Source organism: Arthrobacter sp. 01N442, from assembly GCF_056399345.1.
The window spans coordinates 288,738-314,246 of record NZ_JBFTRD010000001.1; the positions used below are offsets into that span (position 1 = coordinate 288,738).

General features: G+C 67.6%; 22 protein-coding genes. 7 read left to right on the forward strand and 15 right to left on the reverse strand.

Annotated elements, in window-relative coordinates; translation table 11 throughout:
* Positions 1 to 164 precede the first annotated feature (164 nt).
* From AC1DNC_RS01290 to AC1DNC_RS01300, 3 genes are all read right to left on the reverse strand, one after another.
* On the reverse strand, positions 165 to 944 hold the full coding sequence (locus tag AC1DNC_RS01290) for a trans-aconitate 2-methyltransferase (RefSeq protein ID WP_476860758.1): 780 nt from the start codon (positions 942 to 944) through the stop codon (positions 165 to 167).
* Between the two features lie 84 nt (positions 945 to 1,028).
* A complete protein-coding gene (locus AC1DNC_RS01295) occupies positions 1,029 to 1,703 on the reverse strand; it encodes an alpha/beta hydrolase (protein WP_476860759.1) in 675 nt (224 codons plus the stop codon).
* A complete protein-coding gene (locus AC1DNC_RS01300) occupies positions 1,703 to 2,344 on the reverse strand; it encodes an NADPH-dependent F420 reductase (protein ID WP_476860760.1) in 642 nt (213 codons plus the stop codon). The genes AC1DNC_RS01295 and AC1DNC_RS01300 overlap by 1 nt, the downstream gene beginning before the upstream one ends.
* Positions 2,345 to 2,520: 176 nt before the next feature.
* On the opposite strand from AC1DNC_RS01300, the gene AC1DNC_RS01305 reads away from it, so the two are divergent.
* Genes AC1DNC_RS01305 through AC1DNC_RS01315 form a run of 3 tightly spaced genes read left to right on the forward strand, consistent with a single transcriptional unit; the run spans position 2,521 to position 6,918 of the window.
* Positions 2,521 to 5,067 (forward strand): DEAD/DEAH box helicase, encoded by a 2,547-nt coding sequence (locus tag AC1DNC_RS01305; RefSeq protein ID WP_476860761.1) that lies wholly within the window; start codon positions 2,521 to 2,523, stop codon positions 5,065 to 5,067.
* A 20-nt stretch (positions 5,068 to 5,087) separates the two neighbouring features.
* Positions 5,088 to 5,588 (forward strand): N-acetyltransferase family protein, encoded by a 501-nt coding sequence (locus AC1DNC_RS01310; RefSeq protein ID WP_476860762.1) that lies wholly within the window; start codon positions 5,088 to 5,090, stop codon positions 5,586 to 5,588.
* The gene (locus AC1DNC_RS01315; RefSeq protein ID WP_476860763.1) at positions 5,575 to 6,918 is read left to right on the forward strand and encodes an alpha/beta fold hydrolase; all 1,344 of its coding nucleotides are present in this window, start codon (positions 5,575 to 5,577) and stop codon (positions 6,916 to 6,918) included. The genes AC1DNC_RS01310 and AC1DNC_RS01315 overlap by 14 nt, the downstream gene beginning before the upstream one ends.
* 86 nt (positions 6,919 to 7,004) lie before the next feature.
* Here the strand turns inward: AC1DNC_RS01315 and AC1DNC_RS01320 are convergent, their stop codons facing one another.
* The 4 genes from AC1DNC_RS01320 to coaE form a co-directional block, all read right to left on the reverse strand.
* Positions 7,005 to 8,405 (reverse strand): MFS transporter, encoded by a 1,401-nt coding sequence (locus AC1DNC_RS01320; RefSeq protein ID WP_476860764.1) that lies wholly within the window; start codon positions 8,403 to 8,405, stop codon positions 7,005 to 7,007.
* 38 nt (positions 8,406 to 8,443) lie between these two features.
* Positions 8,444 to 9,472, reverse strand: a complete 1,029-nt coding sequence (locus AC1DNC_RS01325; protein WP_476860765.1) for a TerC family protein — start codon at positions 9,470 to 9,472, stop codon at positions 8,444 to 8,446.
* A gap of 179 nt (positions 9,473 to 9,651) precedes the next feature.
* On the reverse strand, positions 9,652 to 11,733 hold the full coding sequence (uvrB, locus tag AC1DNC_RS01330) for an excinuclease ABC subunit UvrB (RefSeq protein ID WP_476860766.1): 2,082 nt from the start codon (positions 11,731 to 11,733) through the stop codon (positions 9,652 to 9,654).
* A 40-nt stretch (positions 11,734 to 11,773) separates the two neighbouring features.
* Entirely contained in the window at positions 11,774 to 13,015 is a 1,242-nt protein-coding gene (coaE, locus tag AC1DNC_RS01335; RefSeq protein ID WP_476860767.1) for a dephospho-CoA kinase, read from the reverse strand.
* Between the two features lie 61 nt (positions 13,016 to 13,076).
* On the opposite strand from coaE, the gene AC1DNC_RS01340 reads away from it, so the two are divergent.
* From AC1DNC_RS01340 to AC1DNC_RS01350, 3 genes are all read left to right on the forward strand, one after another.
* Positions 13,077 to 13,739: an IMPACT family protein gene (locus AC1DNC_RS01340; protein WP_476860768.1), complete on the forward strand. Its 663-nt coding sequence runs from the start codon at positions 13,077 to 13,079 to the stop codon at positions 13,737 to 13,739.
* On the forward strand, positions 13,723 to 14,259 hold the full coding sequence (locus AC1DNC_RS01345) for a GNAT family N-acetyltransferase (protein ID WP_476860769.1): 537 nt from the start codon (positions 13,723 to 13,725) through the stop codon (positions 14,257 to 14,259). The genes AC1DNC_RS01340 and AC1DNC_RS01345 overlap by 17 nt, the downstream gene beginning before the upstream one ends.
* A gap of 181 nt (positions 14,260 to 14,440) precedes the next feature.
* Positions 14,441 to 14,878 carry a DUF1810 domain-containing protein gene (locus tag AC1DNC_RS01350; protein ID WP_476860770.1) on the forward strand — a complete coding sequence of 146 codons (438 nt, stop codon included), beginning with the start codon at positions 14,441 to 14,443 and terminating at the stop codon, positions 14,876 to 14,878.
* Between the two features lie 237 nt (positions 14,879 to 15,115).
* Here the strand turns inward: AC1DNC_RS01350 and rpsA are convergent, their stop codons facing one another.
* The 3 genes from rpsA to polA all read right to left on the reverse strand — a co-directional run bounded on the left by rpsA (position 15,116) and on the right by polA (position 20,786).
* Positions 15,116 to 16,591, reverse strand: coding sequence for a 30S ribosomal protein S1 (gene rpsA, locus AC1DNC_RS01355; protein WP_175323298.1), 1,476 nt, complete (start codon positions 16,589 to 16,591; stop codon positions 15,116 to 15,118).
* A gap of 211 nt (positions 16,592 to 16,802) precedes the next feature.
* Positions 16,803 to 18,089: a GNAT family N-acetyltransferase gene (locus AC1DNC_RS01360; RefSeq protein ID WP_476860771.1), complete on the reverse strand. Its 1,287-nt coding sequence runs from the start codon at positions 18,087 to 18,089 to the stop codon at positions 16,803 to 16,805.
* A 57-nt stretch (positions 18,090 to 18,146) separates the two neighbouring features.
* Complete coding sequence (polA, locus tag AC1DNC_RS01365; protein ID WP_476860959.1) at positions 18,147 to 20,786, reverse strand: DNA polymerase I; 2,640 nt, start codon at positions 20,784 to 20,786, stop codon at positions 18,147 to 18,149.
* Positions 20,787 to 21,036: 250 nt separating this feature from the next.
* On the opposite strand from polA, the gene AC1DNC_RS01370 reads away from it, so the two are divergent.
* Positions 21,037 to 21,501 (forward strand): hotdog fold thioesterase, encoded by a 465-nt coding sequence (locus AC1DNC_RS01370; protein ID WP_476860772.1) that lies wholly within the window; start codon positions 21,037 to 21,039, stop codon positions 21,499 to 21,501.
* A gap of 52 nt (positions 21,502 to 21,553) precedes the next feature.
* Here AC1DNC_RS01370 and AC1DNC_RS01375 read toward each other — a convergent pair whose 3' ends face one another.
* From AC1DNC_RS01375 to AC1DNC_RS01395, 5 genes are all read right to left on the reverse strand, one after another.
* A complete protein-coding gene (locus tag AC1DNC_RS01375) occupies positions 21,554 to 22,099 on the reverse strand; it encodes a dihydrofolate reductase family protein (protein ID WP_476860773.1) in 546 nt (181 codons plus the stop codon).
* 75 nt (positions 22,100 to 22,174) lie between these two features.
* Positions 22,175 to 22,396, reverse strand: a complete 222-nt coding sequence (locus tag AC1DNC_RS01380; protein ID WP_476860774.1) for a hypothetical protein — start codon at positions 22,394 to 22,396, stop codon at positions 22,175 to 22,177.
* Positions 22,396 to 23,604, reverse strand: a complete 1,209-nt coding sequence (locus tag AC1DNC_RS01385) for an inorganic phosphate transporter (protein ID WP_476860775.1) — start codon at positions 23,602 to 23,604, stop codon at positions 22,396 to 22,398. The genes AC1DNC_RS01380 and AC1DNC_RS01385 overlap by 1 nt, the downstream gene beginning before the upstream one ends.
* Positions 23,605 to 23,811: 207 nt before the next feature.
* Positions 23,812 to 24,492, reverse strand: a complete 681-nt coding sequence (locus tag AC1DNC_RS01390) for a hypothetical protein (RefSeq protein WP_476860776.1) — start codon at positions 24,490 to 24,492, stop codon at positions 23,812 to 23,814.
* A gap of 83 nt (positions 24,493 to 24,575) precedes the next feature.
* The gene (locus AC1DNC_RS01395; RefSeq protein WP_476860777.1) at positions 24,576 to 25,445 is read right to left on the reverse strand and encodes a universal stress protein; all 870 of its coding nucleotides are present in this window, start codon (positions 25,443 to 25,445) and stop codon (positions 24,576 to 24,578) included.
* Positions 25,446 to 25,509: the final 64 nt, after the last annotated feature.

Genomic DNA, 25,509 nt, shown 5'->3' on the forward strand with positions numbered 1-25,509 from the left:
GCTCGGACTAGGACCAGAACGCGGCCGCCCCCAGACCGCCTTGTCATTGTAAGCCCGATCACACTCCGATTGTTGTCATACGGCGTGTCACATTCGTCAAATGGCTCGGGTGGCGGACGAATTGCCCTCCCGCACCGCCCGGCGGCGACCGGGATCTACCCCGCTCAACCGCGCTTGCGAGCCACGGCGAAGATCCTCCGGAAGGGGAAAACCGTCCCGTGCGCACCGGGCGGATAAGCCTCCCTCAGCAGCCGCGCATACTCCCGCTCGAAGCGGCCCGCCTCCTCCGCCGTGAGCGCGGCCAGCACCGGGCGCAGGCCGGTCCCACGCACCCATTCGAGCACCGGGTCGGCCCCCGGCAGGAGCTGGAGGTAGGTGGTCTCCCAGGCGTCGGCGTCGCACCCCGCATCAAGCATCAGCTCCAGATACTCGGCGGGTTCGGCCACGACGTCGTCGTGGCGCAGCACGCCTGCCAGCCGGCCGGACCACTCGTCCGAGCCAGCAAGGCTCCGCATCAGGGTGTGTGAGGGTGAGCTGAAGTTGCCCGGGACCTGAAGCGCGAACCACGCCCCCGGACGCAATGCCGCGAGCCAGCGGGTCAGCAATTCCCGATGCCCGGGCACCCACTGCAGGGCCGCGTTCGTGACGACGACGTCGGTGTCCGGCGTCGGCATCCAGTCGGCAATGTCCGCCAGGCCAAACGCAAGGTTGTCTGCCCCCGCCCCGATGGCCTCCGCCTTCTCGAGCATCTCGGCGGAGGAGTCCAGCCCCTGCACGGCAGCGCCCGGCCAGCGCGCCGCCAGTGTGGCGGTCAGGCTGCCAGGTCCGCAGCCAAGGTCGACGACGTTCCGCGGAGCCTCGGCATGGATGCGGGCGGTCAGGTCGAAAAACGGCCGGTCCCTATAGTCCCCGAATTGCACGTACTTGGCTGGATCCCACTTCACGCGTTCCTCCGCTTCCCCATGGCTCTGTCAGCGGAAGCCTAGCCCTCCGGAGGCGTGTCGGCCCGGCGGCGCGGCGCAAACGGCTCAGCGCGCGGCGTCGGTAGCCGCTGCCGTATCCGCCGGGTAGAAGGGAGCAAGGTTTTCCTCGATCCAGCGGCCGAGCTCTGCCAGGGTCTGGCCGGTGATGCCATGGCCACCGGGATCACGGCGCCCGCGGGCGGCCGCCCCGGATTCCGTGTGGAGGTACCGCCATGTGCGCTCCAGCAGCTCCGCCGGGATGACCCGGTCCTGATCGCCCTGGGCGACGAAGACCGGAACGCCCGCCAAGCCGGCCGGGGCCACGGGAACGCCCGCTTCGAACGGGAGGGTGCCATAAAGGATGGCCGCGCCGGCATAACGCTGGGGATCGGCGAGCAGCAGGCCGCCGGCAAAGGCCGCACCGCCGCTGAAACCGACCAGCACAACGGGCCGGCCGGCAGGGGCTGCCGCGTCAAGCCATGCCCGGAACCAGGCCATTGTTTCGGTCAGCGACTCCGCAACCGGGCGGCCGATGCCGCGGTTGGCGAACCAGGCGTAACCGCCGCCCTCGGCAATCGGCGCCCGGACGGCGGCGTAGGCGGGACCGGCCGGCAGCTGCTCGGCGAGGCCGATGATGCCAAGCTCATTGGAACCGCGTCCATGCAGGAGCACCACCAAGGGCGCCGCCGGGTCGGTCGTACCAGCAGACGCCACCACGGGGGCACTGTGTGCGGCGGGCATTACTTGGTGACCTTCAGGCCGGTGTCCCAGTTGAAGTCGGCGAACTCGGGGTTTGCCTGGAGGGTCATCAGCACGAACTGGAAGCCTTCCAGTTCGCGGGCGCGCTTGAGCGGACCGACCACGATCGGCCGCAGCCCGGCATCGCCGACGAAGCTGCTGACCGCCCCGTTGGCGTTGGCGTCGTCTCCGGCAATGAAGACATCCAGGGGCTGGCCGGCGGATTCACCGGCCAGCAGGGTTCCGGCGAAGGTGGTGTTGAAGGCCTTGACCACATTGGCGCCGGAGGGGGCAAGCGCGGCAATTTCCTCCGCGGCGGAAGTCCCGGGATCCACGACGAGGGAGTCGAAGGTCTCAAAGTTCACCGGATTGGTGATGTCCACGAGCGTCTTGCCCGCGAGGCTCCCGCCGTAGCTGGCGACCACCGACTTGGCGGCATCGAAGGGGACGGCCAGGAGGACGATGTCCCCCTGGGGTGCATCGGCGGTGGTGCCGAAGCGTGCACCGTTGCCCAGGTCCCCGGCCAGCGCCTGGGCCTTGGCGGCGTCCTGGCCGAGGATCTCCACGCTGCGGCCTGCCGCGTGGGCGCGGGTGGCGATGCCCCGGGCCATGTTTCCGTTGCCGATGATGGTGATGTCGATCATGGGATTCTTCTTTCCAATGAGGCGGGTCAAGAGGTTGTTCATCAGTTTCTGTTCTGCTGGGAAATAGGTGGTTAGTTGAAGCTACAACTAACGTACGCCGACTTAATTGAAAGTTCAAGTGTTGACCCTTCCGAGTAGCCCACCGGCAGCGCCCCGGGCCACTAAGCTGGAAGGCAATGAAACTTGTTGATCAGCTCCCCGCCCCGGCCGCCCGCGTTCCCGGCAGGCACGGGCTCGATCCGGACGAGCTCTACACCCGGTTTGTCGAATGGACCGAGAGCCGCGGGCTGGCCCTGTACGCAGCGCAGGACGAGGCGGTCATGGAGCTCGCCGCCGGCGCCAACGTGATCCTGGCGACGCCCACCGGGTCCGGCAAGTCGCTGGTGGCCATCGCAGCGCACTTCCAGGCGATGGCGCGCGGGGCCCGCAGCTACTACACAGCGCCGATCAAGGCCCTCGTCTCGGAGAAATTCTTCGCCCTGTGCGAGATCTTCGGGGCAGAGAACGTCGGCATGATCACCGGCGATTCCGGCGTCAACCAGGACGCGCCGATCATCTGCTGCACCGCGGAAATCCTCGCCAACGTGGCCCTGCGCGAGGGCTCGGACGCGGACCTTGGGGCCGTCATCATGGACGAGTTCCACTTCTACTCCGATCCGCAACGCGGCTGGGCCTGGCAGGTGCCGCTGCTGGAACTTCCGCAGGCGCAGTTCCTGCTGATGTCCGCCACCCTGGGCGACGTCAGCCGCTTCGAGGAGGGCATCACCCAACTGACCGGGCGCCCGACGACGACCGTCAGTTCCGCGGAACGGCCTATCCCGTTGCACTTCTATTACCAGCAGACACCCGTGCACGAGACCCTGGAGGAGTTGCTCTCCACCAAGCAGGTGCCCGTCTATGTGGTGCACTTCAGCCAGCTGGAGGCGATCGACCGCGCCCAGAACCTGATGAGCATCAATGTCTGCACCCGGGAGGAAAAGGACAAGATCGCCGAGTTGATCGCCGGGTTCCGTTTCGCCGCGGGCTTCGGCAAGACCCTCAACCGGCTGGTCCGGCACGGCATCGGCGTGCACCACGCCGGGATGCTGCCCAAGTACCGCCGGCTCGTGGAGCAACTCGCCCAGGCCGGCCTGCTCAAGGTCATCTGCGGCACGGACACCCTCGGCGTCGGGATCAACGTCCCCATCCGCACGGTCCTGCTGACGGCGCTGAGCAAGTACGACGGCGTCCGCACCCGCCTGTTGAATTCGCGCGAGTTCCACCAGATCGCGGGCCGGGCGGGCCGGGCCGGGTATGACACCGCCGGCACGGTGGTGGTCCAGGCCCCCGAGCATGTGATCGAAAACGTCAAGGCGATGGCCAAGGCCACGGCGAAGTTCGGCGACGACCAGAAGAAGCTCCGCCAGGTGGTCAAGAAGAAGCCGCCGGAAGGCTTCGTTTCCTGGGGCGAACCCACCTACAAGCGGCTGGTTGATTCGGTGCCGGACCCGCTGAGCTCCAGCTTCACCGTCACGCACGCGATGCTGATGAACCTGATGGAACGCCCGGGCGATCCGTTCAAGGCCGCCCGCCGACTGCTGACGGAAAACCACGAGACGCGTGCCGCGCAGCTGCAGCTGATGAAGAAGGCACTGGGCATCTACCGCGAACTGCTGGCCGCCGGTGTCGTCGAACGCATCCCGCCCGCGGAGCAGGGCCCGGACGGCCGCAGCGTCCGGCTCACAGTCCACCTTCAGGCGAACTTCGCCCTAAACCAGCCGCTCTCCCCCTTCGCCCTGGCAGCGCTCGAACTGCTGGATCCGGAGTCGCCGTCGTACGCCCTCGACGTCGTCTCGGTGATCGAGTCGACGTTGGAGAAGCCGCGGCAGATCCTCTCCGCCCAGCAGAAGAAGGCCCGCGGGGAAGCCATCGCCGCGATGAAGGCCGACGGGATCGAGTATGACCAGCGGATGGCCATGCTCGAGGAAGTCACCTACCCGCAGCCGCTCGCGGAGATCCTCGGCGAGGCGTTCGATGTGTACCGCAAGGCCGCTCCGTGGATCGGCGACTTCGAACTCGCCCCCAAATCCGTGATCCGGGACATGTACGAACGCGCGATGAACTTCGGTGAGTTCGTCCAGTTCTACGGCCTGGCCCGCTCCGAGGGCATCGTGCTGCGCTACCTGGCCGACGGCTTCAAGGCCCTGCGCCAGACCGTGCCGCAGGACGCGCTGCGTGAGGACCTTGAGGACCTCATCGCCTGGCTCGGCGAGTTGGTCCGCCAGGTCGACTCGAGCCTGCTGGACGAATGGGAGGAACTTACCTCCGGCGCCGCCCCGACCCCGCATGATGCCCCGCCGCCCCCGCCGCCGTCGCTGACCTCCAATATCCGTGCCTTCCGGGTCATGGTCCGCAACGAGATGTTCCGGCGGGTGGAGCTCTTCGCGGATGAGGCCGCTACCGCGTTGGGCGAACTCGACGGCGGTTCCGGCTGGGACGCGGAGCGCTGGGAGGACGCACTGGACGACTACTTCGAAGAGCACCAGGACATCGGGACCGGCCCGGACGCGCGCGGGCCGGGCCTGCTGATTATCACCGAGGAACCGGGCGTCTGGAAGGTCCGGCAGATCTTCGACGACCCGGCCGGCAACCACGACTGGGGCATCTCTGCCGAGGTAGACCTGGCCGCTTCGGACGAAACCGGCACCGCCGTCTTACGCGTGACGGACGTGAACCGCCTGTAGCCGCTAGTAAACTGGCGACCATGAGTGTAATCCGCCCGGCCACGCCCCACGACGTCCCCGCCATCCTGCAGATGATCCACGACCTGGCCATCTACGAGAAGGAACCGGACGCCGTCCGCAACACCCCGGAGATGCTCACGGAGGTGCTGTTCGGAGAGAACCCCCGCGTGTACGCCACCATGGCCGAGAACGAGGCCGGCGACGTCCAGGGCTTCGCACTGTGGTTCCTGAACTACTCCACCTGGGAAGGCGTGCACGGGATCTACCTCGAGGATCTCTACGTCATGCCCGAGGCCCGCGGCGCCGGACACGGGAAGGCGCTGCTGCAGCACCTGGCGGCCACCGCCGTCGACCGCGGTTACGCCCGGGTTGAGTGGAGCGTGCTGGACTGGAACGAGCCCTCGATCGCCTTCTACAAGAACCTCGGCGCCGCCCCGATGGAGGCGTGGTCCACCTTCCGGCTCACCGGAGACGCCCTGGACGCGTTCGCGGGCGCCCGGACGGCCGATGCCCGTGGCTGACACGGCTGAGCTGGGGACCGCTGCCGTCCCCCACATCGTCAAGGCGCGGCACGACTACCGCGGCATGCGCACCGCGGAGCACTACTTCGAGGTGCCACTGGACCATTTCGGCGGCGACGGGGAATCCATCACCGTCTTCGCCCGGGAATACGTCTCCGCAGACCACAGCGAGGAGGCCGCCGCCGAACTCCCGTGGCTGCTGTACCTGCAGGGCGGTCCGGGCGGGCGCGGCAACCGTTTCCCCGCCCTGGGCGGCTGGAGCAAGGCCGCGGCCCGGGATTTCCGGATCCTGATGCTGGACCAGCGCGGCACCGGACTCTCCTCCCCCATCGACCGCAAGACCCTGCCGCTGCGCGGCAGTGACCGGGAACAGGCCGAATACCTGGCGCACTTCCGGGCCGACTCGATCGTGGCCGACGCCGAAGCGATCCGGCGGACCCTCGGCGCCGCGCCCTGGACCATCTACGGGCAGAGCTACGGCGGCTTCTGCGCGCTGAGCTACCTGTCGTTCGCGCCCGAGGGGCTGCGCGAGGCGCTGATCACCGGCGGCCTCGCTCCCCTGTCCGGCCCCGCGGACCGCGTCTACCAGGCAACTTTCCGGCGCGTCGCGGCCCGCAACGCCGAGTACTTCGGCTGGTATCCGCAGGACCGGGAACTGGTCAGCCGCATCGCCCGGCACCTCCGCGAGCACGAGGAACTCCTGCCCGACGGCAGCAGGCTCACCGTGGAACGCTTCCAGATGGTGGGTTCCTACCTGGGCGGCAACACCCGGGTGGACGGCCTGCACCACCTGCTGGAGGATGCCTTCGTCAGCACCCCCGACGGCGACAGGCTCTCCGACGGCTTCCTGGAGCAGGTCCGCGGGCTTGTCTCGCGGGCATCGAATCCGCTCTATGCCCTCATGCATGAGTCCATCTACGGCCAGGGCGAAGCCACCGACTGGGCCGCCCTGCGGGTGCTCCAGTCGTTCCCCGAGTTCCGCCCGGACGCCGCCGACCCGCTGCTGACCGGGGAAATGGTCTACCCCTGGTACTTCGAACAGGATCCCGCCCTGCGCCCACTCCGCGCGGTGGCACAGCTGCTCGCGGAGAAGGACGATTGGAAACCGCTCTACGATCCCGAGCGGCTGGCCCTGAACAATGTGCCGGTGGCCGCCGCCGTGTACAGCGACGACATCTACGTTGACCGGGAGCTGTCGCTGGAGACTGCGGCCGCCGTCCGGGGCCTGGAGGTCTGGGAGTCGGATGAGTTCCACCACGACGGCATCGCCGACGACGGTGAGGCCATCTTCGGCCGGCTGCTTGGCATGATCCGAGGCATGCGGGCCTGAAGCGCCCGCAACCCCGGGGTTCACGGCCCGGGGTTCAGGATGCAGGCCTGGTTTCAGGACGCAGGCCCGGGTTTCAGGCCTCAGGCTCAGGCCGGCGCAGGGGTACGCGGCGCCCGGATGGCTGCCTGCAGGACCACGCCCAGCACCGCGGCGGCCACGACGGCCGCCACAAGGTTCAGGCCCTGATACCCGACGCCGCTCATCACGAGACCGGCGAAGCCCGAGCCCACAGCGCCCGCGACCCCCATCAGCGTGTCCGACACGCCCTGCACCAGGACCCGGTCCCCGGCAGCGACGCTCTCGGCCAGCAGGGTGGAGCCGGCGATCGTGGCCGCGGACCAGCCCAGCCCCAGGAGCACCAGTCCGGTGGTGACCAGGGCGGGCTGGGCCTGGCCGAAGCCCGCCACGCAGACGGCGAGCAGGATCAACCCGTGGCCCGCCAGGATCACCGGCAGCCGGCCCACCCTGTCGGTGAGCCAGCCCATTACGGGTGAAAGGGCGTACATGCCGGCGATGTGCAGCGAAATCGTGAAGCCGATCAGCACGAAGACGTCCGTGCCGGCGGCATGCGCGTGCTCCGCGGCATGGCCGGCCATGGGGCCCTCGGTGAGCAGTTGCAGATGCAGCGGGGTCATGGACATCACGGCGGCCATGCAGCCGTGCGCAGCGACGACGGCGAGCAGCGCCAGCGTGGCCCGCGGCGAGGAACGGACCGCCCGCAGACCGTTCCGCAACGCGTGCTTGCGCCGGGCTGCCACTGTCCCCTTCGCTGGCTCCTCCGCCGGCCCATCCCCCGGCCGCTGCCCTGGCCCCTGGCCCGACTCCTCGCCTGCGGCGCGGAGGCGGGCGGCCAGCAGCAGCGGGTCCGGGCGCAGACCGATGAACAGCAGCACCGCGGCGAGGGCCAGTCCGGCGGTCGAAAACACGAAGGGCCCGGAAATCGGCGGCAGGCCCAGGGCCTGCCCCACCAACGCGCCGGGCTGGATTAGGTTCGGCCCGGCCACGGCGCCGACCGTCACGGCCCACACCACGATTGCGAGCGACCGGCCGCGGTGTTCGGGTTCGGCGAGATCCACGGCGGCGAAGCGGGCCTGGAGGTTGGCCGCCGTGCCCAGGCCCAGCATCGCGGCACCGAGCAGCAACGCCGGGAAGAAGGCGGTGACGGTGGCCAGGATGACCAGCACTGCCCCGGTCATAGCGGACAGCAGGCCGGTCACGAGGGCTGCCCGGCGTCCCCGCCGGCCGGCAAGGCCCGCAAGCGGAAGCGCGGCCAGTGCGGCCGCGAGGGTCATGGTGGTGGTCACCGAGCCGGCCCAGGCGTTGGAGCCGGAGAGCTCGACCGCGAGGAGCGACCCGACGGAAAGGCTGGCACCGCCGCCCACGCCGCTGAGCAGCTGCGCGGCGCTGAGCACGACAACGGTACGGCGCTGCACCCGTTGCGGGTGCAGCGCCGTACCGGCCGCCGTCGTGGCGTTGAAATTTTTCACGTCCCGAGCTTAGCCCGGAGACGGGCTGTCGGGGCGCGTTACTCGGCGTCGGTGAGGCTCTTGCGGGAGTCCTCTTCGAGCCGGGCGTCCAGCTTGGCCTTCGAGGCCTTGGAGCTGACCAGGCTGGCGATGACCGCGATAATGATCGTTCCGACGATCACGCCGAGCGAAACGTAGGTCGGGATTTCCGGGGCCCACTCGATGTGCTTGCCGCCGTTGATGAAGGGCAGTTCGTTGACGTGCATGGCGTGCAGCACCAGCTTGACGCCGATGAAGGCCAGGATGACGGACAGCGCGTGCTTGAGGTAGATCAGCCGGCTCATCAGGCCGCCGAGCAGGAAGTACAACTGGCGCAGGCCCATCAAGGCGAAGATGTTGGCGGTGAACACGATGAAGGCACTCTGGGTGAGGCCGAAGATGGCCGGGATGGAGTCGACGGCGAAGAGCAGGTCGGTCATGCCGATGGTCACGAAGACGATCACCATCGGGGTGAAGACCTTCTTGCCGTCGACCTCAGTGCGGAGCTTGCCGCCGTCGAACTTCTCGGACATCGGCAGGATGCGGCGGATCCGGGCGATCAGCGGGTTTTCCTTGTCTTCCTCGTCCTCGCCCTCGTCCTGGGCCTGCTTCCAGGCGGTCCAGAGCAGGAAGGCACCGAAGATATAGAAAACCCAGCTGAACTGTTCGATCACGATCGCGCCGAGCATGATGAAGATCCCGCGCAGGATCAGGGCAATGATGATGCCGACCATGAGGACTTCCTGCTGGTACTTACGGGGTACCGAGAAGCGCGCCATGATGATGATGAAGACGAACAGGTTGTCGATGCTGAGGCTGTATTCCGTCACCCAGCCGGCGATGAACTGTCCGCCGTACTCCGGGCCCGTGAAAAGGAACATGGCTCCGGCGAAGACGAGCGCCAGGCCGATGTAGAAGGAGACCCACAGGCCTGCTTCCTTCATGGAGGGCTCATGCGGGCGCTTCAGCACCAGGAGCAGATCGATGGTGAGGATGATTCCAAGAACGACGAAGGAGCCGATCTCGAACCAGACGGGAAGTTCGGGCACGAAGATACCTTTCGCAGGGTACGACTAAGCGGTGTAAGTCTCTCCGGCTGAGCTGCCGCACCTGGGCTGTCGCCATCAGGTGCAGATTCGCTGCCCGCTACGCCCGGCAGGGCATCTGTGCCGTGCGTGTTGACGATCGTAGCGCTTGGGATACTCCCCTACGTTTGATCCACTTTACCTCAGGCGTGCCCGGCCGACTGCATCTGGCGCAGCTCCTTCTTCAGTTCTCCGACCTCGTCGCGGAGCCGGGCCGCGAGCTCGAACTGCAGCTCGCCGGCGGCAGCGTGCATCTGCTCGGTCAACTGTTCGATCAGGCCCACCAGGTCCTCGGCAGGGGCCGCGGCGAGGCCGTCGGCACGAACCTTGGAGCCGCCCTTGCCCTTGCCGCGCGCCTTCCCCGCGCTGGCCAGCAGCTCGCGGGTGTCCGCGTCCTCCTTGGCCAGCTGGTCGGTGATGTCGGCGATCTTCTTGCGCAGCGGCTGTGGGTCAATGCCCTTTTCGGTGTTGTATGCCACCTGGATCGCGCGGCGGCGGTTGGTTTCGTCGATGGCCTGCGCCATCGAGTCGGTGATCTTGTCCGCGTACATGTGGACCTGGCCGGAGACGTTTCGGGCCGCACGGCCGATGGTCTGGATCAGCGAGGTCGCCGAGCGGAGGAAGCCCTCCTTGTCCGCGTCCAGAATGCTCACCAGCGAAACTTCGGGCAGGTCCAGGCCTTCGCGGAGCAGGTTGATGCCGACCAGCACGTCGAAGACGCCCATCCGCAGTTCACGGAGCAGCTCCACGCGGCGCAGCGTGTCGACGTCGGAGTGCAGGTACTCGACCTTCACGCCGTGGCCCAGCAGATAGTCGGTGAGGTCCTCGGCCATCCGCTTGGTCAGCGTGGTGACGAGGACGCGTTCATTCTTGGCGGTGCGGGTGCGGATCTCGCCCAGCAGGTCGTCGATCTGGCCCTTGGTGGGTTTGACGATGACCTCGGGATCGATCAGGCCGGTGGGGCGGATGATCTGCTGCACGAAGCCGTCCGCCTTGCCGAGCTCGTACTTGCCCGGGGTTGCCGACAGGTAGACGGTCTGGCCCACGCGCTCCTGGAACTCGTCCCATTTGAGCGGGCGGTTGTCCATGGCGGAGGGAAGCCGGAAGCCGTGGTCCACGAGGTTCCGCTTACGGGACATGTCGCCCTCGTACATGGCGCCGATCTGCGGCACGGTGACGTGGGATTCGTCGATGACCAGCAGGAAGTCGTCCGGGAAGTAGTCGAGGAGGCAGTGCGGCGCCGTGCCGCGGGCGCGGCCGTCGATGTGGGAGGAGTAGTTCTCGATGCCGTTGCAGAACCCCATCTGCTGCATCATTTCCAGGTCGTAGGTGGTGCGCATGCGCAGCCGCTGGGCTTCGACCAGTTTGTTCTGGCTCTCGAGCACCTTGAGGCGGTCCGCCAGCTCGTCCTCGATCCGCTTGATCGCCCGGGCCATCCGTTCCGGACCGGCGACATAGTGCGACGCGGGGAAGACGTACATCTCGGTTTCGTCCCGGATCACCTCGCCGGTCAGCGGGTGCAGGGTGTAAATGTTCTCGATCTCGTCGCCGAAGAACTCGATCCGGATCGCCAGTTCCTCGTACATCGGGATGATTTCCACGGTGTCGCCGCGGACCCGGAACGTGCCGCGGTGGAAATCCATGTCATTGCGGGTGTACTGCATCGAGACGAATTTCCGGAGCAGGTCGTCGCGGTTCATCTGGGCGCCCTTGCGGAGGGTCACCATGCCGGCGATGTATTCCTCCGGGGTGCCGAGGCCGTAGATGCAGGAGACGGTGGCGACCACAATCACGTCGCGCCGGGTCAGCAGGGCGTTCGTCGCGGAGTGCCGGAGCCGTTCGACTTCCTCGTTGACGGAGGAGTCCTTCTCGATGAAGGTGTCGGTCTGGGCCACGTAGGCTTCCGGCTGGTAGTAGTCGTAGTACGAGACGAAGTACTCGACCGCGTTGTTCGGCAGCAGTTCACGGAATTCGTTGGCCAGCTGGGCGGCGAGCGTCTTGTTTTGCACCATCACCAGGGTGGGCCGCTGGACCTGCTCGATCAGCCACGCCGTCGTCGCGCTCTTACCGGTACCGGTGGCGCCGAGAAGCACCACATCCTTCTCGCCATTCTGGATGCGCTCGGTCAGTTCAGCGATCGCGGCGGGCTGGTCTCCGGCCGGTTTGAACTCGCTAATAACCTCGAAGGGCGCCACGACACGGTTGATTTCCTGGGCAAGGCTCATGCTACTAATCTACCGCCGCCCTCCGACAGGAAAGCCGGATTCAGCTTTGGGCGGTACCCGCCGGTCCGGAGGCGGCGTACGACGGCGGCAGCCAACCGGTGCGGCGGGCCCACTCTTCCATCCGCGGAGCGGCGTGGCCGGTGAACCACTCCTCCTTGTCCGCCGCGTAGGCCGCGGTGGACTTGTCCACGCCGTGCCGTCGGGCCGCGCGGCGCTTTTCCGCGAGGTAGTCGGCGCGCGCCCCGGCGTCGTCGCGCAGCCAGTCGCGGAAGCACAGCGCATACCTCCAGCCGGGCGACCCCGCGGCCCGAATGTGCAGGTTCACGGCCCGGCGGGGGTCCGCGCTGCCGTGCACGCGCTTGTCCCAGTCGGCGGGGTCGGGGTGGGCGGGCTTGGGGTTGTCCGGGCCGATGCCGGGCCAGCGCGGGTAGCCCGCCGCCGCCAGCAGCGGCTCGAGGCGGTCCGCCGTCGCCAGGTCACGGACGGTGAGCTGCAAATCCAGCACGTCCTTGGCGTCGAGTCCCGGAACCGCGGTAGAGCCGATGTGGTCCACGGCGAAGACGTCCCGGGGCGCCACTGCCAGCAGGCGGGCCGCGATCCGGGAGGCCTGGGCCGGCCAGTCCGGATTGGCCGGACTGAGCACGGGGCCGCCGGTGCGCGGGGCCACCCGGTGCTTGGTCAGGTTCTCCGCGAACGGGAGCAGCCGGCGCTGCCAGAGCCGGTCCACCGCGTCCCGCAGTTCCTCCTTGGAGCCCGCGTTGTCCAGCACGACGTCGGCCGCCGCCAGCCGGGCGTCCCGGGTGGCCTGGGCGGCCATGCGCGAGCGGGCCTCCTCGACCGTCATCTTCCGGTGCTCCACCATCCGACGTACCCGGACGTCTTCCGGAGCGTCCACCACCACGACGAGATGGAAGTGGGCGCCCTGGCCGGTCTCGACCAGGAGCGGAATATCCTGGACCACGACTGCGCCTTTCGGGGCGCCGGCCGCGAGGGCGGCGGCGCGCTCCCGGACGAGGGGGTGGATGATGCCGTTCAGCACCGCCAGGCGTTCGGGATCACCGAACACGAGGGCGCCCAGGCGGGCTCGGTCCAGGGCGCCGTGGGGATCCAGGATGGCGGAACTGAAGGCTTCCACCACCCGCGCCAGACCGGGTGTCCCGGGCTCGACGACCTCGCGGGCCAACGCGTCGGCGTCGACCACCACGGCGCCCAGTTCACGCAGCCGCGAGGCCACCACTGACTTCCCTGAGGCGATGCCGCCCGTCAAACCGATCTTCAGCACCCCACCAGACTAAACTGAAGCCGTGCCAATCGACGCGGTTTCTCCGAGAGACGGAGCCACCGTGTACACAACACTCGCGGCCGGCGGCAGCTTCCGGCACGAGCTGGAGATCAAACGGTCCCGCTTCATCACGGTGCTCCAGCGCACCGCCGACGAGGACAGCGCCCGGGCGCTCATCTCCGGCCTGCGACGGGAATTCCACGACGCCCGGCACCACTGCTCGGCGTTCATCCTCGGGCCGGACCGCGGCGTGCAGCGCTCCAGCGACGACGGCGAACCCTCCGGCACCGCCGGCATTCCGATGCTGGAAGCGTTGCTGAAACGCGAAACCGCCCCCGGCGTGACCGACCTGAGCGACGTGACCGCCGTCGTCGTCCGCTATTTCGGCGGGATCCTGCTCGGTGCGGGCGGACTGGTCCGGGCCTACTCCGAGTCGGTGTCCGCCGCGCTGGAATTGGCGCCGCTGGTACGCCGCCAGCGGCTGCGGATCTGCGCCGTGCCGGTGCCGCACGCAGCCGCCGGGCGGCTTGAGAACGAGTTACGGTCGGCCGGCTATGTCATGGCCGGCACCAGCTATGATGCGCAGACGACGGTCCTCCGGCTGGCGTTGCCGGACGACCCGGCGGGGCTGGCGGAGGCCGCTGATCGGCTTGCGGCAATTTCGGCCGGAAGCGCCGAACTGCTGCCCGGAGAAACGGAGTGGACCGATGTTGCCATCGACTGATCCGGTGCCGGTGGTGGCGCTGGTCGACGTGACGGATCCCGTGCTGGAGCGGCTCCTGGCAGTCGCCCTGCACGAGGCCGACGCCGATGAAGTCACCCCGCCGCTCGGGACCGCCGAGGGTTGGAACACCGAACGGATCAGCTGGTTCCGCGCCTACCACCGCGCGGCTGCCGCAGGGCTCGACGGCCCGGCGCGGCAGAAAACCTGGGCAATCACGGCTGATGGAGAGTTGGCCGGATCCGTCCGGCTGCAGCGGGTGTCCGCTGCGGGGTCCGTGACGTTCCCGCACGACGGCGGCGCCCTGGAGACCGGGATCTGGCTGGGCCGGAGCTTTCGAGGCCGCGGCATCGGCCGGGAGGCGCTGCGCCTGGTCAAAGCCCAGGCCGCGGCGGCCGGCGCGGACCTGCTGGCGGCGGAAACAACCCCCGGAAATGCAGCAGCCCAGGCCTTGCTGCGTTCCGCGGGTGCCGAGCTCGCCGCCGACGGACAGCGGATCAGCGCGCGGTTCAAGCTGGGCTAGCCGCCGGGTCCGGGTGCGCAGTGGACAACCTCATCCCCCGCGCCCACTGGATCCGGGGATGCGGCCGGTCGTGGCCTGTCGCGGACCCGAGGACAGTGGTTGGATGAAGGGAGCCCTACGCCCGGCGACGACGGCAACAAAGCGGACGGCCCGGGCACGGCGATGAACAAGGAGACTATGCATGGACGATCCCTACAACCTCTCACGATTCCTCGAAGCCCAGGACTCCGCGGGTACCTACCAGCGCGCATTGTCGGAGTTGCGGGCCGGCTCCAAGCAGAGCCACTGGATGTGGTTCATTTTTCCGCAAATCGCCGGGCTGGGGCAGAGCGCGACTTCCCGGAAATACGCCATCTCATCCTTGGATGAAGCTCGGACTTACCTGCACCACCCGGTTCTCGGAAGCCGCCTCCTGGAGTGTTTCCGGGCGGTCGACGCCGTCACCGACCGAAGCGCCGAGCAGATCTGCGGCGGCATCGACGCACGGAAGCTGCATTCGTCGTCGACCCTCTTCCTGCGGGCGGCCCCTGACGAGCCCGCGTTCCGCCACGTCCTGGACAAGTACTTCGGCGGGGATCCGGACCAAGCCACGGACCGGATCCTCGGCACCGCGGCCTGAACATCCGCCGGCAGCATTCTCCAGGCCCGTCCCCCGTCACACATCCAGCCGGCGCGAGGAGCATGTCCCGCGCCCACGCCGGCCACTGGACATGGCCGCACTATGCTCAGCCCCCGCCTCCAGGACTGGGCATGTCCCCACGTCCCGCGCAGCAGCACCCCGCTTAACCCAAAGCGGGCCCCTGCACATGGCAGGGACCCGCTTGGGTTGGCCCGGGGCGACCCGGGCCGGTGGCAATTAGTTGCCGGTCAGCTTCTCGCGCAGAGCGGCAAGGGCTTCGTCCGATGCAAGCGTGCCTGCACCGGTCTCGGCTGCAGCCGGCTCGGAGGAGTAGCTGGTGGTGCCGGAGTCGCTCTCGCCGGACGTTGCAGCGGCAGCGTCGTCGGCAGCGTGCTGGGCAACCTGCTTCTTGTGGGCTTCCCAGCGGGTCTGGGCGTCAGCGTACTGCTGCTCCCAGGCGGCGCGCTGCGTCTCGTAGCCTTCAAGCCACTCGTTGGACTCCGGATCGAAGCCCTCCGGGTACTTGTAGTTGCCCTCTTCGTCGTACTCAGCGGCCATGCCGTAGAGAGCCGGATCGAATTCGGTGGACTCGGCGTCGACGCCCTCGTTGGCCTGCTTGAGGGACAGCGAGATGCGGCGGCGTTCGAGGTCGATGTCGATGACCTTGACGAAGAGCTCGTCGCCAACGGAGACAACCTGCTCGGCCAGCTCAACGTGGCGCACGGCGAGCTCGGAGATGTGGACCAGGCCTTCGATGCCGTCTTCAACGCGGACGAACGCGCCGAACGGAACCAGCTTGGTGACCTTACCCGGAACAACCTGGCCGAGGGCGTGGGTGCGGGCGAAGGTCTGCCACGGATCTTCCTGCGTAGCCTTGAGCGACAGGGAAACGCGCTCGCGGTCCAGGTCGACCTCGAGAACCTCGACGGTGACTTCCTGGCCAACTTCGACAACCTCGGACGGGTGGTCGATGTGCTTCCAGGACAGCTCGGAAACGTGAACCAGGCCGTCTACGCCGCCCAGGTCCACGAAGGCACCGAAGTTGACGATGGAGGAAACGACGCCGGGACGAACCTGGCCCTTTTCCAGCTTGTTGAGGAACGTGGAGCGGACCTCGGACTGGGTCTGCTCGAGCCACGCACGGCGGGACAGCACAACGTTGTTGCGGTTCTTGTCCAGCTCGATGATCTTGGCTTCGATCTGCTGACCGATGTACGGAGCAAGGTCGCGCACACGGCGCATCTCGACCAGGGATGCGGGCAGGAAGCCGCGCAGGCCGATGTCGAGGATAAGACCACCCTTGACAACCTCGATGACGGTACCGGTGACGACGCCGTCTTCTTCCTTGACCTTCTCGATGTCGCCCCAGGCACGCTCGTACTGAGCACGCTTCTTGGAGAGGATCAGACGGCCTTCTTTGTCTTCCTTGGTGAGCACCAGGGCTTCGACCTGATCGCCAACGGAGACAACGTCTCCGGGATCAACGTCGTGCTTGATGGAAAGCTCGCGGGAGGGAATGACACCTTCGGTCTTGTAACCGATGTCGAGCAGAACTTCGTCGCGGTCGACCTTGACGACGGTACCTTCGACGAGGTCTCCGTCGTTGAAGTACTTGATGGTGGCGTCGACTGCTGCGAGGAAGTCCTCAGCGGTACCGATGTCGTTAATTGCGACTACGGGGGTACCTGACTTCTCGGTTGAGGTGATGGTCATGTAGTAGGGGCTCCGTTGTGGATAGTTAGTCGGTCAGGCAAACCGTCCCACCCGCGTCGGCGACACGGGTGAAGAACACGGCAAATCAAAGGCGATCCGCCGGGTCATCCTGATTTTGTGGATTAGGTTGCGCACACGTAGTACACGCCCGTTTAGTCTAGTCGTATACGCCAACCCCGGTCAAAGCGCAACGGAGCCCGCCGTCGCCGCTCTAGAAGTGCGTAAGGCAGTGCGGTGCGCGTTCGACGGCGAGCATCAGCCGCGCCGTCAGCGCCGCCCCCGGGGTGTGTTCGGTGATCCGACCGGCCGACAGCAGTGTCACCGGACAGACCGCGCCCAGGTAGAGGGAGCCAAGGTGCGCGACGTCCAGTGACAGGTCCGGTTCGGCGTCAGGGGCCGGCGTCACCGTTGCCTCGCCGCCGCTGACCGTCAGGACGAACGTCCCGGCCGCGAAGCCGAGGCTGTCGGTGACGCGAAGCACGAGGGTCCCGTCGGCGGAGTAGCGCCGCGCGGCCAGGGCTTTCTCCACGTCCAGGATCCGCAGCCAGAGCATGTCCCGGGCGTCCGAGGCATCGACACAGCGCGGGTCCGTGAGCGCCCACGGCAGCGGATCGTCCACGGGCGCCTCGTCCCAGCTCACGCGTTCGACGAGGTCGATGGCGCCGAGGTATTGCCACAGCTCCAGGTAGGCGGTCCGGGTGGCGGCCACCAGGTCGACGACGTCCATCGTGTACGGGGTGCTGGACCAGCCGCCGAACTTGTAGGACACGTAGCCGTCCACGGCGCCGTCGGCGTCGTAGTGCAGCGCGACCTTGACCTTGGGGTCCTCACCGTCTTCACGGCTGATGGAACCGGAGGTGAACTGCCGGTAGAACTCGTGCCGGCCCACCGAGCCCGGCGTCTGGCGGTGCAGGCGTTCGAAGATCGCCGGAGCCAACTCAAGGAGCACCTTGGGATCAGCCACCTCGACGCTCCCGACGGGCGTGTGCTTCAGGACGAAGCGGGCACTCGTGTCGACCCTGATCGACTGTTCGGACGTTGCGACGCCGAAGCCGAAGCGGCCGTAAATGGACGCTTCCGATGCGGTCAGTGCCGCCATCGCCAGCCCCTCCTGCCGTGCCAGCCCCAGCTCCTCCGCCATCATGCGGCGCAACAGTCCGCGGCGGCGGTGCGAGGTCCGCACCGTAACGGCCGTCACGAGCCGGGTATCCAGCAGCCGGCCGTAGCCAATGTTCAGCGTCTTGGTCATCGTGCCGAACGTTGCCACCGGCACGTCGGCGCCGAGGGCGTGCTCGGACACCGGACCGGTCTGGTACGCGCCGGTCAGTACACGTCCGTCCACGCGCTGCATCTCGAGGCCTTTGTCGACCCGTTCGTCGCTTCGGCGGGCGTCGTGGAAGCCGAAGGCTACGGCCCGCATCCAGGCGACCGACTCCGGATATGCCGCGTCGTCCTTGGCCGCGGGTTGGAAACGCCGGATTTCATACTGCTCTGCCACGTGCTTCTCCCCCTGGAAATTCTTGCAACTTTGAAAGAACTGAACGGCCGGCCCGGCCTAGTGCCCCGCTTCGTACCAGCTGGTGCCGATACCGATCTGGACTTCCAGCGGCACCGACAGCTGGGCCGCGGCGCCCATCTGCTCCGTCACGAGCTTCTCGACCGCCTCGCGTTCACCCTCGGCGACCTCGAGGACCAGTTCATCATGGACCTGCAGCAGCATCCGTGATTTCAGCCCCTGCTCGGCCAGCGCGCCGGAAACGCCAAGCATGGCCCGCTTGATGATGTCCGCCGCGGACCCCTGGATCGGCGAGTTGAGCGCGATGCGTTCGGCGTTTTCACGCAGCTGCCGGTCGGTACTGGTCAGATCCGGGAGGTACCGGCGGCGGCCCTCGATGGTGGCGGTGTACCCGTCGATCCGGGCCTGGTCCACCACGCCGCGCAGGTAGTCGCGGACGGCGCCGAACCGGTCGAAGTAGTCCTTCATCAGGGTCCGCGCCTCGTCGACGGAAATTTCCAGCTGCTTGGACAGGCCGAACGAGGTCAGGCCGTAAGCCAGGCCATAGGACATCGCCTTGACCTTGGAACGCATCGCACTGGTGACCTGGTCGGTGGGCACGTGGAAGATGTTGGAACCGACAAACCGGTGCAGGTCTTCGCCGTCCTTGTAGGCCTGGATCAGCCCGGGGTCGCCCGAGAGGTGGGCCATGATGCGCATTTCGATCTGCGAGTAGTCAGCGGAGAGCAGGCATTCGTAGCCTTCGCTGACGACGAAGATGCCCCGCACGCGGCGGCCTTCCTCGCTGCGGATCGGGATGTTCTGCAGGTTGGGATTGTTGGAGGAGATCCGGCCCGTTGCCGCGACGTTCTGCGCGTAGGTGGTGTGGATCCGGCCGTCTTCCGTGACCGATTTCTTCAACGATTCCAGCATCTGGCGGAGCTTCGAGGACTCCCGATGCGCCATCAGCTGGACCAGGAATTCATGCCCGGTCTTTTCCAGCAGGTTCTTCAGCGAGGCGGCATCCGTGGTGTACCCGGACTTGATCTTCTTCGTCTTCGGCAGGCCCAGCTCGTCGAACAGGACGGTCTGGAGCTGCTTCGGCGAGCCAAGGTTCACCTCGTGGCCGATGGCCGCGAACGCCTGCTCCTGGGCGTTGTCGATCACCTTGGCCAGGTCCGCCAGTTGCTCGTCCATGCGCTGCATGTCGATGGCGATCCCCGCCAGTTCCATGTCGGCGAGGACCCGGCTGACGGGCAGTTCAAGGGTGGTCAGCAGCTCCTGCGCCCCGCGCTCCTTCAGCTCGGTTTCGAAGTAGCGGCTCAGGGCCTGGACGACGGCGGCGACATGGACCAGCGCGCCGGCGGCGGCAGCGTCGTCGCCGTCGAACGCCAGCTCCAGCTGGCCCGCCTTCGCCTCCTCCTTGGAGACGGTGAGGTTCAGGTGGTGCTGGGCCAGCTCGGCGAGCTCGTAGCTGCGGCGGTCGGGCTGGATGAGGTAGCCGGAGATGGAGGTGTCATCCACCACGCCGGCCAGTTCCATGCCGCGGGCGGACAGCGCCTTGAGCGCGCCCTTGAACCCGTGCATGACCTTGGCGGCCGAGGGATCGCGGAGCCAGGCGGCGAGGACGTTCTCGGTTTCGGCGTCCTGGCTGGTGAGGTCCAGGTAGACGGCGGACTCGCCGTGGACGATCGCGACGGCGGCCGCGTCCTCGCCGATGCGGCCCGGGACCAGGTCCACCGCGACGGCGGCGCGGTTGCCCTCCGCGCCGGCCAGGAACGCGCTGAGCTCGGCTGCCGTGGCGGGAACGGTGTAGTCCGGGGTGGCCAGCGTCTCGCGTTCGGCCTCGGTGACCTCGCTGCCGTAGAGGGCGAAGAGCCTGGTGCGGATGGTCTTGAATTCGAGCGTGTCGAAGAGTTCCTCGAGCGCGGCCTGGTCTGGCTTGGGATCGGCCAGGTCCTCCAGTGTGACGGGCAGTTCCAGGTCGGTCCGCAACCGGTTGAGCTTGCGGTTGCGCTTTACGGCGTCGACATTCTCGCGAAGGGCATCGCCGACCTTGCCGCCGATCGAGTCGATGTTCTCCAGTACACCCTCGAGGCCGCCGTAGAGGTTGATCCATTTGGCCGCGGTCTTGGGCCCGACGCCGGGGACGCCGGGAAGGTTGTCGGCCGTTTCGCCCACCAGGGCGGCGAGGTCCGAGTACTGGGCCGGCGACACGAAGTACTTTTCCTGGATGGCGTCCGCGTCCATGCGGGGAATGTCGCTCACGCCCTTCTTGGGGTAGAGCACGAAGACGTTGTCGGTGATGAGCTGGAAGGCATCGCGGTCACCGGAGACCAGGAGCACCTCGAAGCCGGCCGCTTCGCCCTGGGCGGCGAGGGTGGCCAGGATGTCATCCGCCTCCCAGCCCGGGAGCTTGATGGTCTTGATACCCCAGGCGCCCATGACCTTGTCGATCAGGTCGATCTGGCCGCTCATTTCCCGCGGCGTCTCGTTGCGTCCGCCCTTGTAGCCGTCGTACTCGGCCTTGCGGTGGGTGGTGTCGTCGGAGACGTCGAACGCCACAGCCACGTGGGTGGGCTTCTGCGCCTTGATCAGGTTGATCAGCATGGAGGTGAAACCATGCACGGCGTTGGTGTGCTGGCCGGTGGCGGTGGAGAACTTGTCCGCGGGCAGCGCGAAGAAGGCCCGGAAGGCCATGGAGTGCCCGTCGAGCACAAGGAGGCGGGGCTGGTCCGTGATCGGGATGACGGGAGCCTCGGTGGCGGAGACCTCGGGCGTGCTGCGCCGCGGCTTCTTCGCCTTTTCGGCAACGAGCACGGAACCGCCGGCCGACGCAGCAGTGTCTGTCATTCCTGTCGCGGTGCCTGCGGCGGCTTCGGTGGTGCCTGCGGCAGAAGGGGCGGGGGCCGGTTTGGTAGTTTCGCTCACAGGTGCCAGCCTAGTTCCCATGATCGACAATTTCACGCCCGCCCCGTTCGCCGCCGAACTTGAGGCCGCCGGTGTTCCCGCGGAACTGCACGGCTGGTTGGGCCAGATGGGTGTGGGCGCCCTCGTGGTGAAGATGGGGATCCACTTCCTCGAGTTGAGCCCGGAGCGCACGGTCGCGACCATGCCCGTAGAGGGCAACACGCAGGTCGCCGGGATCCTGCACGGCGGCGCGCACGTGGTGCTGGCCGAAACCCTCGGCTCCTTCGCTGCCGCCATGCATGCGGGACCGGGCCGCCAAGCCCTGGGGATCGACGTCGGCGCGACGCACCACCGCTCGATCTCCTCCGGCACCGTGACGGGGACCTGCACGGCCATCCACCTGGGCCGGACCCTCACGACGCACGAAATCATCATGACCGACGAGCAGGGCCGGCGGCTTTCCACTGCGCGGATCACCAACCTGCTTCGCGACGTTAGCGAGTAGCGAGCCCGGCGTCCCTCGGCCGGCCGCCGGGCTGGCGGCGGTCTGACGTCCGTCAGCCGCGGCCGCTGAGGCGGTAGCGGAGTTCGACGATGCCGCGGCCCATGGTCCGCGATGAGAGCAGCTCGAGTGGCGCCGTCGGGCCGGACAGCGGAAGCAGCGGCTTCCCGCCGCCCAGCACAATGGGGATGACCGAGAGGATCAGTTCGTCCAGCAGCCCGGCGTCGACGAACTGGGCGGCCAGGACTCCCCCGCCTACCACCCAGACATTCTTTCCCGCGGCGGCGTCCGTCAAGTCCCCGGCGAATTCGGCCACGGGTCCCCGGACGTAGGTGATGTCCGTGCCCGCGGGGGCGGACAGTTCGTGGTGCGTGAAGATCCAGCACGGGATGCCCGGGTATGGCCAGCCGCTCTCGTGTTGCCGGAGCCAGGCGTAGGTGTCCCCGCCCATCACGATGCAGCCGACGTCGGCCATGAACGCGTCGTAGCTCTCCTTGCCGCCGGCGAAGCCGTCGAACTGGAGCAGCCAGTCGAGGTTGTCGTCCGCGGTGGCGATGAAGCCATCCAGGGAGGCCGCTACGAAGTACTGGAAGCCGGGCATGTGCCCAGCGTAGCCACCGCAGGGGGCTTTTCCCAGAGGCCAAGCGGGCGGCGCGGCGGGGGCCGCCGCCGTCGGCTACTTGGTGAAGTACGGAATGATCAGGTACAGCCCGAAGAGCACCGCGACGCCGCAGAGGCCGAAGCACACGTAGGAAAGCGGCCGGATCCAGCCGGGCTGGGTGGTGCGGGCATCCCCTGCGATGGCGGTGAGCCGCACGCCCAGGGCATACAGGACCACGACGGTCACAGCGGAGACGAGGGTGGCCCCCGCTACCAGGACGAGTTCAAGCCACTTCATTACCGGCCACCCTTGGAGTTGTTGGTACGGCTGACCGCAGCCGCTTTCTTCTTCGCGAACCGGATGGCCTGGCCGGCCTCTTCGACCTCGACGGCGTTGTGGTGGCCGACGTGGGACTTCCGGGAAGCAACGAACATGTAGACCACGGCTGCCGTCCCGGCGACGGCGGCGATAACGAACCCGACCGTGCCGGTGTGCACCAGCAGGGCGGTCAGGGCGCCGACGATTCCGGCGGCCGGGAGGGTGAAGAGCCAGCCTACGACGATCTTCCCTGCAGTGCCCCAGCGCACGGTGGTGCCGCGGCGACCCATGCCCGAGCCAATGACGGAGCCGGAGGCCACGTGGGTGGTGGACAGGGCAAAGCCGAGGTGCGAGGAGGCCAGGATGGCCGCGGCGGTGCTGGTCTCCGCGGCGAAGCCCTGGGCGGGCTTGACGTCGGTGAGGCCCGAGCCCATGGTCCGGATGATCCGCCAGCCGCCGGAGTAGGTGCCGACCGCGATGGCCAGGGCGCAGGCCGCAATGACCCAGAGCTGCGGACCCGAACCGGGGGCCTGGCTACCGGCCGAGATCAGCACCAGAGTGATGATGCCCATGGTCTTCTGCGCATCATTCGTACCGTGCGCGAGGGCCACCAGGCTGGAGGTGAAGATCTGCCCGGTGCGGAAACCGCCACGCTTCTGCGTGAGCTTGCTGCCGGTCTCCGGGTCGTGCCGTGCCGTCAGCGCGTAGGCGAGCCGGGTGCAGACGTAGGCCACGGCGGCGGCGATGACCGGCGCGAAGACGGCGGGCAGGAGGACCTTCTGGAGCACCGAGGTGAAGTTCACCGAGTGCAGGCCGATGCCGGCGATGGCCGCACCGATCAGGCCGCCGAAGAGGGCGTGCGAGGAACTGGAAGGCAGGCCTTTGAGCCAGGTGATCATGTTCCAGAGAATCGCGCCCATCAGGCCGGCGAAGATGATGTCCGGGGTGATTTGGACGCCGTCGGAGCCTTCCCGGATGATGCCGCCGGAAACCGTCTTGGCCACCTCGGTGGAAAGAAACGCGCCCACCAGGTTCAGCACTGCCGCGAGAGCGACGGCGGTCTTCGGCTTGATGGCACCGGTCGCGATGGGCGTCGCCATCGCGTTGGCGGTGTCGTGGAATCCGTTCGTGAAGTCAAAGAAAAGCGCCAGCGCTATTACCAGCGCCACCATTACGGTGATTTCCACCTGTTGCCCAATCTGCAGAGTCGACGGTCAGCAGTTTCATTCCCCGTGGCGGCCTTGCTTCTCACTGTTCACCCGCCGTCAAGCCGGGAGCACCGGTGCGGTTCACCAAAGCTGTCCTGAAACCCTATAGATCGTACGTGCCAATGAGTGCAGGGCAAAACATCGGGGTTTGGCCCGGCTGCGGGGCCGGTGGCGCGGACCGCGCGGTCAGCCATGCGCGCCGCGGCCCGGGCCCGCGTCGAGCACCCCGGCGATCCTGCCTTCGAGTTCGGCCAGGGTCGCATCCGGCAGCACAATCAGCCCGTCCAGTTCACGGCGGGCCCGTTTGTACGCGGACTGCCGTTCGGCCGGGGTGGCCGCCGAGTCGGAGGCGATCCGCAGCAGTTTGCGGGCCGTCGCGAGCCGTTCGCGCTCGGGACCGGTGAAGTTGCTGTCCCTGATCCGGAGGGCTTCGCGCTCGGCGACGTCGAAGGCCAGCTCGAAGCCGCGCACGGCGGCGCGGTATTCCGCCAGCCGGGGCGCCGTCGTGATCTGCCCGGCGTCGGAGGGACGGAGGCCGTCGGCCTCGCGTTTGGCGCGGAGGAAGGCCACGGTGAGCGGCTCACGAACGTCGGTCATGACCGGAAAGTCAATGAGTTTGCCCACGTCCAGTTCGTAGTCCAGCCAGCGGCGGTTGACCGCGTCGTGGGCGTCGATGAGGGCTTGTACTTCGGCGCGGCCGGCCAGCTCCAGGTCCGCCTGTTGGTTCCTGAGCCGGTACAACTCGACTTTCCGGCGGTGCCGGCGTTCTGCGGCTTTACTCCAGGAGCGTGCCCAGTTGGCCAGCAGGGCGCTCAGCGGGAAGACCAGCCACCAGTTGTGGCCGAAGAAATTGAACAGGGAATCCACGGCATCATCCTCCCACCGGCGCCGGGCAGCGGAAAGCCCCCTCCGAAGAGGGGGCTCACGCGGTAAGCGGCAGCCCGGGCCGCTCAGTCCTCGTGCTTGACCTTGTGCACCCGGGTCACCACGGTGGGGCACGGCACGTTCAGCAACACGGCATGGGCTGTGGAACCGAGTACCAGCCGGGAAAAGCCTCCGCGGCCGCGGCTGCCGACCACCAGCAGCCGTGCCTCGCGGGCAATGTCGACGAGGGCCTTCGCCGGGTCGGTGTCGGTTTCGAGCCGCTGGTGGACGACGAGGTCGGGGTATTTGTCCCCGAGGCCGGCGACCGATTCAGCCAGCACAATCCGGTCTTCTTCGACGATCGTCTCCGCCAGTCCGCTTTCGGGGAGCTGGTGCTCCACCCAGCGGGCAGGGCTGCGGAACGCCAGGACCACGGTTAGTTCGTCCCCGCCCCGGTCGGCTTCGGCTGCGGCGAACGCCACGGCCTGGAGCGATTCCTCAGATCCGTCCACGCCGACCACCACGCCGTGGCCGCCGGCGGCGCGCTGGGCCGGGATGACGGCGACAGGGCTGTCCGAGGCTGTCACGATCTGGAGGGCGCGGTCCGTCATTGGGCCGCCGTCCATCCAGTGCTTGTCGTGGCCGCCGACGACGACCATGGACGCTTCCTTGGACACTTCCCGCAGCGCCGATCCGGGGCTTCCGTGCCGCAACTGGATATCAACGTCCACGTCGGGGGCATGGTTTTTCGCGTTGGCCTTGGCCTTCTCCAGCAGCTCCATCCCGGATTCGCGGATCAGCTCGTGGTACTGGAAGTCCGGCGACATCCAACGGTCGTCCACGGCGTGGACGCAGACCACGGCGAGTTTCTGCCGGGCAGCGCGCTCCAGCGCCCACGTCAGCGCGGCCTCGCTGCCCGCCGAACCGTTGATGCCGACGACGATTGGTTTACTCATGCTGAATCCTGCTCTTTTCCATAGCGTGAACGTTGACGTGACCTCTACGGTGGTCCCGGCAGCG